Annotated in this window: 18 protein-coding genes; 14 read left to right on the top strand and 4 right to left on the bottom strand. The window is 71.4% G+C overall.

Translation table 11 applies throughout. From position 1 onward, the window contains the following. The first annotated feature begins 60 nt into the window (after positions 1-60). The 4 genes from C2L59_RS05255 to C2L59_RS05240 all read left to right on the top strand — a co-directional run bounded on the left by C2L59_RS05255 (position 61) and on the right by C2L59_RS05240 (position 2833). Positions 61-1023, top strand: a complete 963-nt coding sequence (locus C2L59_RS05255) for a GlxA family transcriptional regulator (RefSeq protein WP_103348372.1) — start codon at positions 61-63, stop codon at positions 1021-1023. Then, positions 1020-1793 (top strand): enoyl-CoA hydratase-related protein, encoded by a 774-nt coding sequence (locus tag C2L59_RS05250; RefSeq protein WP_103348371.1) that lies wholly within the window; start codon positions 1020-1022, stop codon positions 1791-1793. The genes C2L59_RS05255 and C2L59_RS05250 overlap by 4 nt, the downstream gene beginning before the upstream one ends. A 72-nt stretch (positions 1794-1865) precedes the next feature. Continuing rightward, a complete protein-coding gene (locus C2L59_RS05245) occupies positions 1866-2366 on the top strand; it encodes a TetR/AcrR family transcriptional regulator (RefSeq protein WP_233223284.1) in 501 nt (166 codons plus the stop codon). Then, complete coding sequence (locus C2L59_RS05240) at positions 2363-2833, top strand: DUF2867 domain-containing protein (protein ID WP_103348369.1); 471 nt, start codon at positions 2363-2365, stop codon at positions 2831-2833. Before C2L59_RS05245 ends, C2L59_RS05240 begins: the two co-directional genes overlap by 4 nt. On the opposite strand, the gene C2L59_RS05235 is transcribed toward C2L59_RS05240, so the two are convergent. Then, positions 2805-3350: an NUDIX hydrolase gene (locus tag C2L59_RS05235; RefSeq protein WP_103348368.1), complete on the bottom strand. Its 546-nt coding sequence runs from the start codon at positions 3348-3350 to the stop codon at positions 2805-2807. The genes C2L59_RS05240 and C2L59_RS05235 overlap by 29 nt on opposite strands. Before the next feature lie 37 nt (positions 3351-3387). Between C2L59_RS05235 and nucS the strand changes: the two genes are divergently transcribed. From nucS to C2L59_RS05185, 10 genes are all read left to right on the top strand, one after another. Continuing rightward, entirely contained in the window at positions 3388-4047 is a 660-nt protein-coding gene (gene nucS / locus C2L59_RS05230; protein ID WP_199198923.1) for an endonuclease NucS, read from the top strand. Position 4048: 1 nt separating this feature from the next. Further along, positions 4049-4264 (top strand): DUF1653 domain-containing protein, encoded by a 216-nt coding sequence (locus C2L59_RS05225; RefSeq protein ID WP_103348366.1) that lies wholly within the window; start codon positions 4049-4051, stop codon positions 4262-4264. Between the two features lie 382 nt (positions 4265-4646). Beyond that, a complete protein-coding gene (locus C2L59_RS05220; RefSeq protein WP_103348365.1) occupies positions 4647-5423 on the top strand; it encodes a hypothetical protein in 777 nt (258 codons plus the stop codon). 198 nt (positions 5424-5621) lie between these two features. Further along, positions 5622-7319: a sodium:solute symporter family protein gene (locus C2L59_RS05215; RefSeq protein WP_103348405.1), complete on the top strand. Its 1698-nt coding sequence runs from the start codon at positions 5622-5624 to the stop codon at positions 7317-7319. 9 nt (positions 7320-7328) lie between these two features. After that, on the top strand, positions 7329-7619 hold the full coding sequence (locus C2L59_RS05210) for a hypothetical protein (RefSeq protein WP_103348364.1): 291 nt from the start codon (positions 7329-7331) through the stop codon (positions 7617-7619). Positions 7620-7666: 47 nt separating this feature from the next. Beyond that, positions 7667-8656, top strand: coding sequence for a DUF3558 domain-containing protein (locus tag C2L59_RS05205; protein ID WP_233223283.1), 990 nt, complete (start codon positions 7667-7669; stop codon positions 8654-8656). A 67-nt stretch (positions 8657-8723) separates the two neighbouring features. Next, on the top strand, positions 8724-9725 hold the full coding sequence (gene dhaK, locus C2L59_RS05200) for a dihydroxyacetone kinase subunit DhaK (protein ID WP_103348362.1): 1002 nt from the start codon (positions 8724-8726) through the stop codon (positions 9723-9725). Beyond that, positions 9725-10354 carry a dihydroxyacetone kinase subunit DhaL gene (gene dhaL / locus C2L59_RS05195; RefSeq protein WP_103348361.1) on the top strand — a complete coding sequence of 210 codons (630 nt, stop codon included), beginning with the start codon at positions 9725-9727 and terminating at the stop codon, positions 10352-10354. The genes dhaK and dhaL overlap by 1 nt, the downstream gene beginning before the upstream one ends. After that, the gene (gene dhaM / locus C2L59_RS05190; RefSeq protein WP_103348360.1) at positions 10351-11022 is read left to right on the top strand and encodes a dihydroxyacetone kinase phosphoryl donor subunit DhaM; all 672 of its coding nucleotides are present in this window, start codon (positions 10351-10353) and stop codon (positions 11020-11022) included. Before dhaL ends, dhaM begins: the two co-directional genes overlap by 4 nt. Before the next feature lie 120 nt (positions 11023-11142). After that, positions 11143-12909 carry a 3-hydroxyacyl-CoA dehydrogenase family protein gene (locus C2L59_RS05185; protein ID WP_103348359.1) on the top strand — a complete coding sequence of 589 codons (1767 nt, stop codon included), beginning with the start codon at positions 11143-11145 and terminating at the stop codon, positions 12907-12909. On the opposite strand, the gene tsaA is transcribed toward C2L59_RS05185, so the two are convergent. Genes tsaA through C2L59_RS05170 form a run of 3 tightly spaced genes read right to left on the bottom strand, consistent with a single transcriptional unit; the run spans position 12910 to position 14578 of the window. Continuing rightward, the gene (gene tsaA, locus C2L59_RS05180) at positions 12910-13317 is read right to left on the bottom strand and encodes a tRNA (N6-threonylcarbamoyladenosine(37)-N6)-methyltransferase TrmO (RefSeq protein WP_233223281.1); all 408 of its coding nucleotides are present in this window, start codon (positions 13315-13317) and stop codon (positions 12910-12912) included. Further along, positions 13314-13742 carry a nucleoside deaminase gene (locus C2L59_RS05175; protein ID WP_103348358.1) on the bottom strand — a complete coding sequence of 143 codons (429 nt, stop codon included), beginning with the start codon at positions 13740-13742 and terminating at the stop codon, positions 13314-13316. Before C2L59_RS05175 ends, tsaA begins: the two co-directional genes overlap by 4 nt. Next, positions 13739-14578 carry an LLM class flavin-dependent oxidoreductase gene (locus C2L59_RS05170; RefSeq protein WP_103348357.1) on the bottom strand — a complete coding sequence of 280 codons (840 nt, stop codon included), beginning with the start codon at positions 14576-14578 and terminating at the stop codon, positions 13739-13741. The genes C2L59_RS05175 and C2L59_RS05170 overlap by 4 nt, the downstream gene beginning before the upstream one ends. Positions 14579-14599: the final 21 nt, after the last annotated feature.

Genomic DNA, 14599 nt, shown 5'->3' with positions numbered 1-14599 from the left:
CGCCGCTACCGGACGCCCGAAGGGAGTGGCAGAAGGTGCGCGATGCGGTACTTTCCTGCCATGCGCACCATCGGCGTCCTGCTGCTGCCGGGGACCCGGACGTTCGACCTCGCCGTGCTCGGCGAGGTCTGGGCCCAGGACCGGACCGACAGCGGGATCGGCCCGTTCACGGTCCGGCTGTGCAGCCCGGGCCGGGTGCGCACGTCCCTGTCGCCGTTCGGCGACGTCGCGGCCACGCACGGGCTCGCCGGCCTCGACGGCTGCGACCTCGTGCTGGCACCGGGCCGCGACGACCCGCGCTCCCCGGTCCCGCCGGCCGCCGTCGCGGCGCTGCGCCGGGCCCACCGGGCCGGGACGACCGTCGCCGGGCTGTGCTCCGGCGCGTTCACCCTCGCCGCCGCCGGCCTGCTCGACGGCCGCCCGGCCACCACGCACTGGCGCGACCTCGACGCCCTCGCCGATGCCGCCCCGCGCGCGGACCTGCAGCGTGACGTGCTCTACACCGACGACGGCGGTGTCCTGACCTCCGCGGGTGTCGTCGGCGGCCTCGACCTCTGCCTGTATCTGGTCCGGCGCGACCACGGCGCCGACGTCGCCGCGTCGCTCGCCCGCCGGCTCGTGATGCCGCCGGCGCGCGAGGGCGGGCAGCGGCAGTACGTCGACCACCCGCTGCCGCCGTCGGCGGCCCAGCCGGGCCTGGCGTCCACGATGGACTGGGCGCTGACCCGGCTGGGGACCGGGATCGGCGTCGAGGACCTGGTCGGGCACGCGCGGATGAGCGAGCGGACGTTCCACCGCGAGTTCGCCGCGGCCACCGGCGTGACGCCGGGGCGCTGGCTGCGCGTCCAGCGCGTCCGGTATGCGCAGCGGCTGCTGGAGACGACGTCGCTGCCGGTCGACCGGGTCGCCGAACGGTCCGGGCTCGGCACGGCGGCCAACCTGCGGCGGCGGATGCGTGCCGAGGTCGGGGTCGGGCCGGACGGTTACCGCCGCACGTTCCGGAGGACTACCGTCGGAGCATGACCGAGTACCAGCACATCCTGGTCAAGCGCGACGGTGACACCGTCACGATCACGATGAACCGGGCGGCGCGGCGCAACTCGCTGTCCGCGGACCACCTCGCCGAGCTGCTGGCCGCCTTCCGCGAGGCGGGCACCTCCGACGCGACCGGGGTCGTGCTGGCCGGCGACGGCCCGGTGTTCTCCGCCGGGCACGACTTCGCCGACGTCGCCGCGCGTGACCTGATGGGGGTGCGCGCGCTGCTGACGTTGTGCACCGACCTGATGAAGACCATGCAGTCGATCCCGCAGGTCGTCATCGCGCGGGTGCACGGCCTGGCCACCGCGGCGGGCTGCCAGCTGGTGGCGTCGTGCGACCTCGCCGTGGCCGCCGGGTCGGCCGGCTTCGCGCTGCCGGGCGGCAAGGGCGGCTGGTTCTGCCACACGCCGGCGGTCCCGGTGGCGCGCTCGATCGGCCGCAAGCGGCTGATGGAGCTGGCCCTGACCGGCGACGTCATCGACGCGGCGACGGCGCTCGACTGGGGCTTGGTCAACCGGGTGGTCCCCGATGAGCAGCTCGACGACGCTGTGGCCGAGCTGCTGGCGCGGGCGACGCGCGGCAGCCGCGCCGGCAAGTCGATGGGCAAGGTGACGCTCTACGCCCAGCTCGACCGGCCCGAGGCCGACGCGTACGCGATCGCGCTGGAGGTCATGGCGGCAGCGTCTCAGCTGCCCGGCGCGCGCGAAGGTATGGCGGCCTTCCTGGAGAAGCGCAAACCCTCCTGGCCCGACTGACCACGAGCGGCACTTTCACGTGAAAGTGCCGCTTTCGCCGGCGCGGACCGTACCATACGGTATGGTATGGCCATGGCGGGCAAACGGGACTGGCTGGACGCGGGGCTGGTGCTGCTGGCGGAGCAGGGCGCGCCCGCGGTGACCATCGAGCGGCTCACCGAGCGGCTCGGCCTGTCGAAAGGCTCCTTCTACCACCACTTCAAGGGCATCACCGGCTACCGGGCCGCCCTGCTGGAGCACTTCGAGGCCGAACGCACGACCCGGTTCGTGGAGCAGGCCGAAGCGGCCGGGGACGACCGGCTGGGTGCCCTGCTGAAGCTCGTGCTCGCCCCCGGATCCGGCCTCGCCCTCGAGATCGCCGTCCGGGCGTGGGCCCTGCAGGACGGCGGGGCGAGGGCGGTCCAGGAGCGCGTCGACCGGACCCGGGTGGCCTACCTGGCCGAGATCAGCGGCGACGCCGGCCTGGCGCAGGCGTTGTACCTGGTCGTCGTCGGCGCCGGGCAGGTCGTGCCCCCGCTGACCGGCCGGCAGCTCAAAAGCGCGTTGGAACTCGTACTGGGGAGAAGGACATGACCGGACTGGAGCCCTACCTCGACGGCGCGGACTACGTCGAGTTCAAGGAAACCGACAGCGAGAACAGCCTGCGCGAGTTCGTCGCCGGCGTCTTCGGCTGGTCGCCGCCCTGGGTGAAGGCCCTGTTCGGCGTCCGGTACCTGCTCGCCAAGGCCCTGCGGCTGGAGACCGCGTCGGTACCGCGGACCGGCCGGCTGCGCCCCGAAGACGTCGGGTTCGCACCCGGCGACCGGGTGGCCTTCTTCACCGTCCGGGCCGGCGATCCGGAGCGCTACCTGGTGGCGGGCGTGGACGACAGTCACCTGACCGGGTACCTCACGGTCGAGGCGCTGCCCCGCGGCTTCCGGCTCGGCACGGTCGTGCGGTTCCACAACCGCGTCGGCCCGGTCTACTTCGCGCTGATCAAGCCGTTCCACCACCTGGTGATCCGGGGGATGCTCAAGGCAGGCGCGGCTCGGCCAGCATGAGCTGGGCCCACGCGGCGATCGACTGCGCGTCGGTGATCTCGCCGGTGCGGATCATCCGGTCGACGTCCTCGCGGGCGAACCACGCGCTGCGCATGTCCTGTTCCTCGTGCTCGCGCTCCGGCTCGCCTTCGGTGATGTCCGTGGCGAGGAACACCCAGCCGCGCTGGCTGCTCATGCCCGCCGCGACGTCGAGCTTGCCGAGCGCGGCCAGCGAACCCGCGCGCAGGCCCGTCTCCTCGCGCAGCTCCCGCGCGGCGAGCTCGGCCGGCGGCACGTCGGCCAGGTCCGGTGCGGTGCCCTGCGGGAACTCCCAGCGCCGCTCGCCGAGCGGGTAGCGGAACTGCTCGACCAGCCGGAACCGGTCGCCGTCGCGGGCGATCACGAGCGCGTAGGTGGGTTTGTCGATCACGCCGTAGATGCCCGCCGAGCCGTCGGGGCGGCGGATCTCGTCCTCCCGCACGGTCATCCAGTTGTTCCGGTACACCTCGCGGGACGCGACACGCTGAATGGGGTCCACGCGCCCAGTATCACCGACCCTGTCCTACCCTCCTCGGGTGCGTCTCGTGATCGCGCGGTGCCAGGTCGACTACGCCGGCCGGCTCACCGCCCACCTGCCGATGGCCACCCGCCTGCTGCTCGTCAAGTCCGACGGCTCGGTGTCGGTGCACTCCGACGACCGTGCGTACAAGCCGTTGAACTGGATGAGCCCGCCGTGCTGGCTGATCGAGGACGGCAAGCTCTGGATCGTCGAAAACAAGCAGGGCGAGAAGCTGGTGATCTCGATCGAAGAGGTCTTCCACGACTACTCCCAGGCCCTGGGCGCGGAACCGGGCCTGCAGAAGGACGGCGTCGAAGCGCACCTGCAGGAACTGCTGGCCGAGCACATCAAGACCCTCGGCGACGGCTACACGCTGGTCCGCCGCGAATTCCCGACGGCGATCGGCCCCGTCGACATCATGGCCCGCGACGCCGACGGCAAGTCGGTGGCGGTCGAAATCAAGCGCCGCGGCGAAATCGACGGCGTCGAGCAGCTCACCCGTTACCTGGAGCTGCTCAACCGCGACCCGCTGCTGGCCCCGGTGCAGGGCGTGTTCGCGGCCCAGATGATCAAGCCGCAGGCCCGCACGCTGGCCGAGGACCGCGGCATCCGCTGCCTCACGCTGGACTACGACGAACTCCGCGGCATCGAGTCCGACGAGTTCCGGCTGTTCTGACGTGTCCGGCGTCGAGCCCGGCCGGTACGTCCACCACAAGGGCGGCGAGTACGAGGTGCTCGGCGTGGCCCGGCACAGCGAAACCGAAGAGCAGCTCGTGGTGTACCGGGCGCTCTACGGCGAGAGGGGCCTGTGGGTCCGTCCCGCGGCGATGTTCACCGAGACGGTGGAGACGTCCGCCGGCCGCGTGCCGCGCTTCCGGCGGGTGGCGGACTGACCGGGTCGTTGAAAAACTGACCCCCCGGCTGCCCGAAGGGGCGGTCTCGGTCCCGATACCGGATCGATGCCGAAATCGATGTATCTGTTTCGTTGATTCCCGCTCCGCCAGGAAATCGTCAACCCGATAGGCCGCCGCGCGGTGAAAAGGGATTCTTCCACGGCTATTCGTGCGCTGATCGGGTGAGCTCGGGCTCTTATTCGACGGTGCTGTGCGACACTCGGTTCGAGGGGTTCCGCCGGTGCGTCCGGCGTGGCCGGAGGGTGGTGCGCTCGGCCGTCTTTCTTCGTCGTGCCAACGTTTCAGTCCGCCTTCGAGCTCGGGGTGCGCATGCCATCCGGCCGGCGTGTGCGCAATTTATGCCTGCACGGAGGAGGAAGTCATGCGTTATCGCCCACTCGGTTCCGATCCGGCCGACCCGCGCCTGGGCCGGTTCATTCCGGACGACTGGCGGCACGTCGAAAGGTATCCGCTCGGCGCACTGGCCGAGGAGGACCGGCCCACCCGGTCGCCGGTCGTGATCGGCGTCAACTGGTACTCGGCGTTCGACACCCCGGAACAGGACGAAACGTCCGGCGAGTTCTTCATCGCGAAGGCCGGCGTCGCCAAGCTCGGCCGGATCCGCGGCGGCCACTGCGTCTGCCTCGAGCCGGGCGGCACTCCGGACACCGACGCCTGGTACGCCTTCTACGACCAGGGCCACGAAGGCGCCTGCGTCGGCTTCGGCTGGTCCCGGTGCATGACGATCTTCAACGGCAGCGAGTACGCGGCCCGCTGGCTCTGGGACGCGGCCAAAAAGCGCGACGAATGGCCCGAAACCAACCCGGGTGACGAGAACGGCACGTCGGTCCGGGCCGCGGCCGAGGTCCTCAAGGAGACCGGGCACGTCCTGTGGGACGACTCGTACGCGAACGACGACTGGCAGACGCGCGAGAAGTACACCCCCGAGGCCAAGCAGGGCATCAAGGCGTTCCGCTGGGCGAAGTCGGTCGACGACGTCCACTCCGTGCTCGCCAACCCGCGGGCCGACGCGCTCGGCGCCGTGCCGATCCTCAACTCCTGGGGCCCGGGCTTCCCGCACCGGACCTACCTGCCCGACGAGGTGCTCGCCAAGCTGATCGACGAGGAGGGAGAGATCGCCGTCCCGACCGACCGGTAGTACCCGGCCGCTCCCGCGGCGCCGGACGGGAGGCGCGTTTTCCCTGGTGAAAGCCGGGGGAGGCGCGCCTTCCGTCTATTGTGGACAGGTCAGCGTGCCGACCCTGAATCCATGCAGTACTGTCCGGATCCGACAGGATCGTGGCGATTCCTGTCGGATCTTGTCCTGCTTCAAATGGAACTGCCGGAGGTGGGTCGGGTGCTCGTCCTAGCCGATGCGAACCTGCGACTCGACGCGAACGCGATCGACTACATCGAGCTGGCGTTCTACTTCGCGCTCGTGCTCGGCATCGGGTACCTGGCGCGGCGGCAGGTGTCGAGCAGCCTCGACTTCTTCCTGTCCGGCCGCTCGCTGCCCGCCTGGGTCACGGGCCTGGCCTTCATCTCGGCGAACCTCGGCGCGGTCGAGGTGATGGGCATGTCGGCCAACGGCGCCCAGTACGGCCTGCCGACCGTGCACTACTTCTGGATCGGCGCCATCCCGGCGATGCTGTTCCTCGGCATCGTGATGATGCCCTTCTACTACGGCTCGAAGGTCCGCAGCGTCCCCGAGTTCATGCGGCGGCGCTTCGGCAAGCCGGCCCACCTGGTCAACGGCGTCAGCTTCGCCGCCGCCCAGATCCTCATCGCGGGCGCCAACCTCTTCCTGCTGGCCAGCGTGGTGAACCTGCTGCTGGGCTGGCCGCTGTGGGTGTCGATCATCATCGCCGCCGCGATCGTGCTCTCCTACACCGCGCTCGGCGGCCTCTCCGCCGCCATCTACAACGAGGTCCTGCAGTTCTTCGTCATCGTCATCGCGCTGGTGCCGCTGACGATCATCGGCCTGGTCAAGGTGGGCGGCTGGCAGGGCCTGGTCGACAAGGTGACGAACAGCCCGGGCGGCACCGCGCAGCTGCACTCGTGGCCCGGTGACAACCTGACCGGCTTCGGCAACAGCCTGCTTTCGGTGCTGGGCATCGTGTTCGGCCTCGGGTTCGTGCTCTCCTTCGGCTACTGGACGACGAACTTCGTCGAGGTCCAGCGCGCGATGGCGTCGAAGAGCATGTCCGCCGCGCGGCGCACCCCGATCATCGGCGCGTTCCCGAAGATGTTCGTCCCGTTCATCGTGATCATTCCCGGCATGATCGCCGCGGTCACCGTGTCCGAGTACGTCAAGGACAAGCAGGTGCTGCTCGACGGCGGCAAGGCCGAAAGCGGCGTCACCTTCAACAACGCGCTCCTGCTGCTGATGCGCGACCTGCTGCCGAACGGCATGCTCGGCATCGCCATCGCGGGCCTGCTGGCCTCGTTCATGGCCGGCATGGCGGCGAACCTGAGCTCGTTCAACACCGTCTTCACGTACGACATCTGGCAGACGTACGTGAAGAAGGACAAGCCGGACCACTACTACCTGAACCTGGGCCGCGTGGTGACCTCGGCGGGCACGATCCTCGCGATCGGCACCGCGTTCATCGCGTCGAACTCCGGCAACATCCTGAACTACCTGCAGGACCTGTTCTCCTTCTTCAACGCGCCGCTGTTCGCGACGTTCATCCTGGGCATGTTCTGGAAGCGGATGACCCCGCACGCCGGCTGGAGCGGCCTGGTGCTCGGTACCGCCTCCGCGATCACGATCTGGGGCCTGTCGCAGGCCGGGGTGATCGGCCTGGAGGGCCAGGGCACCAGCTTCGTGGCCGCCGGCGTCGCCTTCGTGGTCGACATCGTGGTGAGCGTCGTCGTCTCGCTGGCGACCAAGCCGAAGCCGGACGAGGAACTGGTCGGCCTGGTCTACTCGCTGACGCCGAAGGAAACCCGTCAGCACGACTCGACCGGCGAGAACGCGGGCTGGTACCGCAAGCCGGGCCTGCTCGCCGGCATCGTGCTCATCCTGACCATCGCCCTCAACGCCATCTTCTAGGAGGACGGCATGGCTACCGAGTCGCAGCCGCGCGCACACAAGGCCGGCGCCTTCGACATCCGGCTGATCATCGCCCTGCTGATCGGCGTCTACGGCATCATCCTGACCGTGATGGGCATCGCCTTCACCTCCGCCGAGGAGATCAAGAAGTCGGCCGACGTCAACATCAACCTGTGGGCCGGCATCGGCATGCTGGTGGTCGCCGCGCTGTTCGTCACCTGGGCCCTGGTCCGGCCGCTCGTCGTGCCGGCCGAGCCGGAGACCGAGAGCGACGACACACCGGCCGTCGCCGGCGAATAACCGGGTTGTCCGGACACCGGCGCGCACCGGCCGCTACCGTGCTCGGCGTGTTCCCAGACGTCCGGCGCGGCCGGTTCCTGAAGTTGTTCCTGCTGGTCACCGCGTTCGCGCTGCCGCTGACGGCGTGCGGGCAGGACCTCGGCAAGTCCAACTTCGCCCGGACGACGGTGCCCGCGGCGGCCGGCACCGGCCAGGTCGCCGACGGCCCGATCACCGACGCCGCGGTGGCGGCCGGCGTGCTTCGCACCATCCAGCCGTGCCAGTTCCTGACCAAGGACGCCCTCGGGGCGCTGGGCCTCGGCACGGTCGAGGACGACCCGTCGCCGTCGTCGATCGCCTTCGACACCTGCCGCAACAAGGTGAAGGACCCCGGCGGCAAGGAGATCCGGCTCGAACTCGAGATCGGCGGCACCCTGCTGCCCCACGCCGACAAGACGACCGGCCAGGCCGGCGGGCTGCCGCTGCGGGTGAACAAGACCGGCGACACCGACTGCGCCGTCGCGGCGATGACCGCGCTGAACCCGGACATGGCGTTCGCGGTGACGGTCACCTACGCCGGCGACCCCTGCCGCCCCGGGCAGGCGCTGGTGGAGGCCGTCGTCCAGAAGGTGCACAACTCGCCGGAGAAGTACCCGACCCCGGCGGGCACCGTGCTGACCGCCGACCCGTGCGCGATGGCCGACACCGCGGTGGTGACCGCCGCCGTGCCGTCGGCGAAGGCCGCGCCCACGGGACTGCACTCGTGCGAGTGGCGGGACCGGGGCCCGGCGGTGACGGTCGGGTTCCGGCCGGGCCTGCCCCCGATCGTCGGCGACGGTTACTCCAAGGTGGACCTCGGCAACGGGGTGACCGCGTTCAAGAAACAGCAGAGCGGCGACTCCCGGTGCACGGTCGAGTGGCAGCACCGGCCGTGGCAGGGCGACGACGTCGAACTGGCCCAGGTGGACTTCCGGGGTTACGACGACAGCGCCGCCGATCCGTGCGGCAACGCCGTGACCGTCGCGAAGAACGTCGTCACCAAGCTCCCCAAACCCTGATCTGGCGGCGGGCCGCGCGGACAGGTAGGAAGGGGGCACCCCACCCGCCGATGTGCCGGAGGCTGCCGTGAAGAAGATCATCAACGATCCGGCGAACGTGGTCGCCGAGTCGCTGCGGGGGCTCGCCGCCGCGCACGCCGACGTCCTGCGCGTCCAGTACGACCCGGCTGTCGTGCTCAGAGCCGACGCGCCGGTCGCGGGCAAGGTCGCCGTCATCTCCGGCGGCGGGTCCGGTCACGAGCCGCTGCACGGCGGTTTCGTCGGACCGGGCATGCTCGCCGCCGCCGTGCCGGGCGCGGTGTTCACCTCGCCGACGCCGGACGCGGTGCAGGCCGCGGTCACCGCCACCACCGGCGACGCGGGCGCGCTGCTCATCGTGAAGAACTACACCGGTGACGTGCTGAACTTCGAGACGGCCGCCGAACTGGCCGCCGCCGAGGGCCTCGAGGTGCGCAGCGTCGTGATCGACGACGACGTCGCGGTCAAGGACTCGACGTACACCGCGGGCCGCCGCGGCGTCGGCGGGACGGTGCTGCTGGAGAAGATCACCGGCGCCGCCGCCGAGCGGGGTGACTCGCTCGACGCCGTGACCGCGCTGGCGCAGAAGGTGATCGGGCAGGTTCGCTCGATCGGCGTCGCGCTCACCGCGCCGACCGTGCCGCACGCCGGCACCCCCAGCTTCGACCTCGACGAGAACGAGATCGAGTTCGGCATCGGCATCCACGGCGAGCCCGGCCGCGAGCGGATTCCGGCCGAGCCGGCCGACGCGCTGGTGGCGCGGATGGTCGAGGCGGTCGTGTCGGACCTGCCGTTCGCTTCCGGTGACCGCGTGCTGCTGTTCACCAACTCGATGGGCGGCACCCCGCTGGTCGAGCTCTACCTGGCCCACGGCATCGCCGAGCGGCTGCTGGCCGACCGTGGGATCGTGGTCGAGCGCCGGCTGGTCGGCCCGTACATTACCAGCCTCGAGATGCAGGGGATGAGTCTGACGTTGCTCAAACTGGACGACGAGCTGACCGAGCTCTGGGACGCGCCGGTCAACACCGCGGCCCTGCGGTGGGGGCTCTGATGGCCTGCACGGCCGAAGGGGTCGCGGCGGCCGTGCGCGCCGCCGCGGCGGTGGTCGCCGAGCACCGCGTGGAGCTGATCGAGCTCGACCGCGCCATCGGCGACGGCGACCACGGCGAGAACCTCAACCGCGGCTTCGCGGCCGTCGTCGCGGCGCTCGATTCCGCGGTCCCGGACACGCCCGGCGGCGTCCTGAAGCTCGTCGCGACGACGTTGATCTCCAAGGTCGGCGGGGCCGCTGGCCCGTTGTACGGCACGGCTTTCCTGCGTGCCTCGGCCAAGCTGGGCACCGCGGCGGACCTCGACGTCCCGGCGCTGCTGGAGGCCCTGCGCGCCGGCCTCGAAGGCGTCCAGGCGCGCGGCAAGGCCGTCGGCGGCGACGCGACCATGGTCGACGCCCTGATCCCCGCGGTGTCGGCCGCGGAGAAGGCGGCCGCGGACGGCGGGGACGTCGCCGCGGTGCTGACCGCGGCGGCCGAGGCGGCCGACACCGGCGCCGAGTCCACTGTGGACCTGGTGCCGCGGAAGGGCCGGGCGTCCTACCTCGGCGAGCGCGCGGTCGGGCACCTGGATCCCGGCGCCCGGTCGTCGGCGCTGCTGCTGCGGGCGTTCGCGGAGGCGGCCCGGTGAGCGTGGGAATCGTGCTCGTGTCGCACAGTGCGAAGCTCGCCGAAGGCCTGGCCGAGCTGGCCGCCCAGATGGCGCCGGACGTCACCATCGTGCCCGCGGGCGGCCTCTCCGACGGCTCGATCGGCACGGTCTACGACGACGTCGTCGCCGCCACCCAGCGTGCCGACCGCGGCGACGGCGTCGTGCTGCTCTACGACCTCGGCAGCGCGCAGATGACCGCGGAGCTGGCGGTCGAGTCGCTGGCCGATCCCTCGGCCGCGATCGTCGCGGACGGCCCGCTGGTCGAGGGCGCGATCGCGGCGGCGGTCGCGGCGCAGGCGGGCGGGGACCGCAAGGCGGTGGCGGAGGCGGCCGCGGCCGCCGGGATGCCCGAGGACCTGGAGCCGGCCGAGCCCGCCGCCGACGGCGCCGAGCTCGAGCTGGAGCTGCGCAACGAGGTCGGGCTGCACGCCCGGCCGGCCGGGTTGCTGGTGCGCTCGCTGAGCGCGTTCGACGCCGACGTCACCGTGCGCCTGGGCGACCAGGAGGCCGACGCCCACAGCGTGCTGGGCCTCATGTCGCTCGGTGCGCGGCAGGGCGACCGGATCCGCGTGCGGGCCAGCGGGCCGCAGGCTTCCGCCGCGCTGGACAAGGTGAAGGAGCTGGTGGACGGCAATTTCGGCGAGTGAAGCGGGGCTCGCCGACCGGGTGACTTGCGCGGTACTGACTCGATTCCGTCTGGGCTTGCGGCGGTGCCGCGTGGCAGTATCGAGGCCAATTACCAGCGAGTAACATCTCTGGAGGCCTCGATGGCGCGGGAAATCTCGACGGTCGGTGTGGTCGGCCTGGGCACCATGGGCTCCGGAATCGCCGAAGTGCTCGCGCGCAGCGGGCTCGACGTCGTCACGGTGGAGCTCGACGAGGCCGGGGTCGCCCGCGGCCGCGAGCACCTCGAGCACTCCACCGAACGGGCGCGCTCCGGCGGCAAGCTGGACGCGACCGGGCGCGAAGCGCTGCTGGGCCGGATCCGCTACAGCACGTCGCTGTCGGATCTGTCCGAAGTGGACCTGGTGATCGAGGCGATCCCGGAAAGCCTGGCGGCGAAGGCCGACGTCTTCGCCGAGCTGGACAAGATCACCCGGCCCGAGGTCGTCTTCGCCTCCAACACGTCGTCGCTGTCGATCACCGAGATCGGCGTGCACACCGCACGGCCCGGCAAGGTCGTCGGGATGCACTTCTTCAACCCGGCGCCGGTGCAGAAGCTCGTCGAGATCGTGAAGACGGTGGTGACCGAGCCGGACGTGGTCACCGAGGTGGTCGAGTTCGCCGAGCGGCTGGGCAAGGTGCCGGTGGTCATCGGCGACCGGGCCGGCTTCATCGCCAACGCGCTGCTGTTCGGCTACCTCAACCACGCGGTGCGGATGTACGAGCAGCGTTACGCGACGCGCGAGGACCTCGACGCCGCCATGCGCTTCGGCTGTGGCTACCCGATGGGCCCGCTCGCGCTGCTCGACCTGATCGGGCTGGACACCGCGAACGAAATCCTCGACACGATGTACCACCAGTCCCGCAACCGCCTGCACGCGCCGGCCCCTTTGCTCAAGCAGATGATCACGGCGGGCCTGCTCGGCCGCAAGACCGGCCGCGGCTTCTACACCTACGACGCCCCGGATTCGCCCACCGTGGTTCCGTCCGGCGCCGTGTCCACAGTGGACGACGTTCCGCCGCGCCCGGTGGCGCGCGTGGGCGTGGTCGGCACGGGGACGATGGCCACGGGGATCGCGGAGGTGTTCGCCAAGCGCGGCCTCGACGTCGTGCTGCGGGCGCGGAGCCTGGAGAAGGCGCAGGCGTCCGTCGCGAAGGTGAAGAAGTCGCTCGACAAGGCCGTGGTCAAGGGCAAGCTGTCCGAAGAGGACGCTGCCGCCGCCCTGGCACGCATCACCCCGGTGACGGATTTCGAGGCGCTCGCCGACGTCGACCTGGTCGTCGAGGCGGTGGCCGAGGAGCTGCCGGTGAAGCAGGCGGTGTTCGCGGCCCTCGACGAGGTGGTCCGCCCCGGCGCGGTCCTGGCGACGACGACCTCGTCGCTGCCGGTGATCGAGTGCGCGGCCGCAACGTCCCGGCCGTCCGATGTGGTCGGTCTCCACTTCTTCAACCCGGCCCCGGTGATGAAGCTGGTCGAGGTGGTCTCGACGATCGCGACCGCCCCCGACGTGGTGGCGACGGCGAGCGCGGTCTGCGCATCGGTGGGCAAGCACGCGGTGCACTGCGGTGACCGGGCGGGGTTCATCGTCAACGCGTTGCTGTTCCCGTACCTCAACGACGCGGTGAAGATGCTGGAGGCGCACTACGCGGGCGCGGACGACATCGACACGGCCATGAAGGTGGGCTGCGGCCTGCCGATGGGCCCGTTCGAGCTGCTGGACGTCGTCGGCCTGGACGTGTCGCTGGCCATCCAGCGGACGCTGTACAACGAGTTCCGGGAGGAAGGCTTCGCGCCGGCGCCCCTGCTGGAGCACCTCGTCACGGCCGGCCGGCTGGGCCGGAAGACCGGGAAGGGCTTCAAGGACTACTGATCAGCGCTCGGCCACCTCGCCGAGGACCGGTTTCGCGTCGAGGACCGGTGTGCCGTCGACGGCTTCCAGGCCGCTCACCGTGAGGGTGGCGCCGTCGACCGCCGTCACCGTGACCGTGTGGAGGCCGATCGGGTTCGGGCGGTCCGGTGAGCGGGTCGAGAACACGCCCTGCCGGGGCCGGTCCCGGTCGCCGCGGGGGTGGACCGCCTGGACCCCGCGGTCCGCTGCGTGCAGCCAGGTCAGGAGGACCAGGCGATCTCCCGGCCGGAGGTCGGCGGCCGCGGCGTGGAACTCCGGGTCGAACACCACGCGGGCCGGTGGCGCGCCCTCGTCGCCCTGTTTCGGGGCCGTGGTGAGGTCGAGGGGCGACTCCACCCGGCCCACCGGCCGCACGGGGTAGGTCGTCACCGGTAGTAGCCCTCGACCGGTACGCGCGCCTCGTCGAACAGGGCCGGCCCCTCCAGCGCGGCCCCGCCCCACGTGAGGGGCGGGCGCAGCGTCAGGAACTGTTCCGTCGACAACGCGTACACGACCCGCCCGAGCCCGGACCGCTCGATCGCGCCCGTGCACATGCCGCACGGCTGGGTGCTGGTGAACATCGTGGTGGCCGCCGCGGTCTGCGGGTCCAGGTTCTGCGCCGCCCAGCGGGCCAGCTTCAGCTCCGGGTGGGCCGTGATGTCGTTGTCCGTCAACGACGTGTTGCGGTCCTCGGCCAGGATCCTGCCTTCGGCGTCGGCCAGCAGGGAGCCGAACGGCGGGTTGCCGTGTTCCTCGCGTGCCTCGCGGGCCAGCTCGATCGCCCGCCGCAGCAGGGCTTCTTCGGTGTCCTTCACCGGTTCTCCTTCCAGGATGCGGCCACCGCCGCGAGGTCACGCCACGCCACCTCCGGGTGGCGGGTTTCGGCGGGGTCCGAGTCGAACGGGTCGAGCACGACGGTGTCCGCGCCCAGCGCCTGCAGCTGCGCCAGGTCGCCGAGGACCTGGTCGAGCGTGCCTTCCCCGGCACGCCGGTCCGGCCCGGTCACCGGGGCGCCGGTCACCCGCAGCAGGATCCGGGGCGCGAAGGCCGGCACCGGCCGGTCGCCGGCCAGCTTTTCCAGGCGCGCCAACCCGTCGCGGAAGCCGGCCGGCGTCAGCCGCAGCGGGTGCCACGCGTCGCCGAGCTCGATCGCGCGGCGCAGCCCCGCGTCGCTGTGCCCGCCGAGCCAGAGCGGGATCGGCCCCGCGCGGTAGTCGTCGCGGTCGGCCCACGCGGCGCGGATCGCCCGCAGGTGTTCGGTGGTGAGCTTGCCGCGCTGTTCGAACGGCACGCCCAGCGCCTCGAATTCCTGCTTCGCCCAGCCGATCCCGGCACCGAGCACGAGCCGGCCGCCGCTGAGCGCGTCGAGGTTCGCCGCCATCCGCGCCACCAGCAGGGGATGCCGGTACGGCACCACCAGCACCGTGGTGCCCAGCCGCACCCGCTGCGTCACACCGGCCAGCCAGGACAACGTCGTGAACGGCTCGTAGAACGGCGCCGGGTACTGCCCGGCGACGTCCGGCGTGATGGCGACGTGGTCGGACACCATCAGCAAGTCGAAGCCGAGGCCCTCGACCGTCTGCGCCCAGGCGCGCAGGACGCCCGGATCCGTGCCGGGCCCGAAGTTGGGGACGTTCACGCCGATCTTCACGCCGGAAAGGCTATCGACGCC

The organism is Amycolatopsis sp. CA-128772, from assembly GCF_002904295.1.
Classification (GTDB): Bacteria; Actinomycetota; Actinomycetes; order Mycobacteriales; family Pseudonocardiaceae; genus Amycolatopsis.
Note: the sequence above shows the minus strand (reverse complement) of the source record. Positions and strands in the feature narration are given on the sequence as shown.

Coding starts and splice junctions, on each gene's coding strand:
- C2L59_RS05220 (WP_103348365.1), top strand. CDS start 4,647: ATGCGTTATCGCCCACTCGGTTCCGATCCGGCCGACCCGCGCCTGGGC.
- C2L59_RS05250 (WP_103348371.1), top strand. CDS start 1,020: ATGACCGAGTACCAGCACATCCTGGTCAAGCGCGACGGTGACACCGTC.
- dhaL (WP_103348361.1), top strand. CDS start 9,725: ATGGCCTGCACGGCCGAAGGGGTCGCGGCGGCCGTGCGCGCCGCCGCG.
- C2L59_RS05255 (WP_103348372.1), top strand. CDS start 61: ATGCGCACCATCGGCGTCCTGCTGCTGCCGGGGACCCGGACGTTCGAC.
- C2L59_RS05185 (WP_103348359.1), top strand. CDS start 11,143: ATGGCGCGGGAAATCTCGACGGTCGGTGTGGTCGGCCTGGGCACCATG.
- C2L59_RS05245 (WP_233223284.1), top strand. CDS start 1,866: ATGGCGGGCAAACGGGACTGGCTGGACGCGGGGCTGGTGCTGCTGGCG.
- C2L59_RS05240 (WP_103348369.1), top strand. CDS start 2,363: ATGACCGGACTGGAGCCCTACCTCGACGGCGCGGACTACGTCGAGTTC.
- C2L59_RS05210 (WP_103348364.1), top strand. CDS start 7,329: ATGGCTACCGAGTCGCAGCCGCGCGCACACAAGGCCGGCGCCTTCGAC.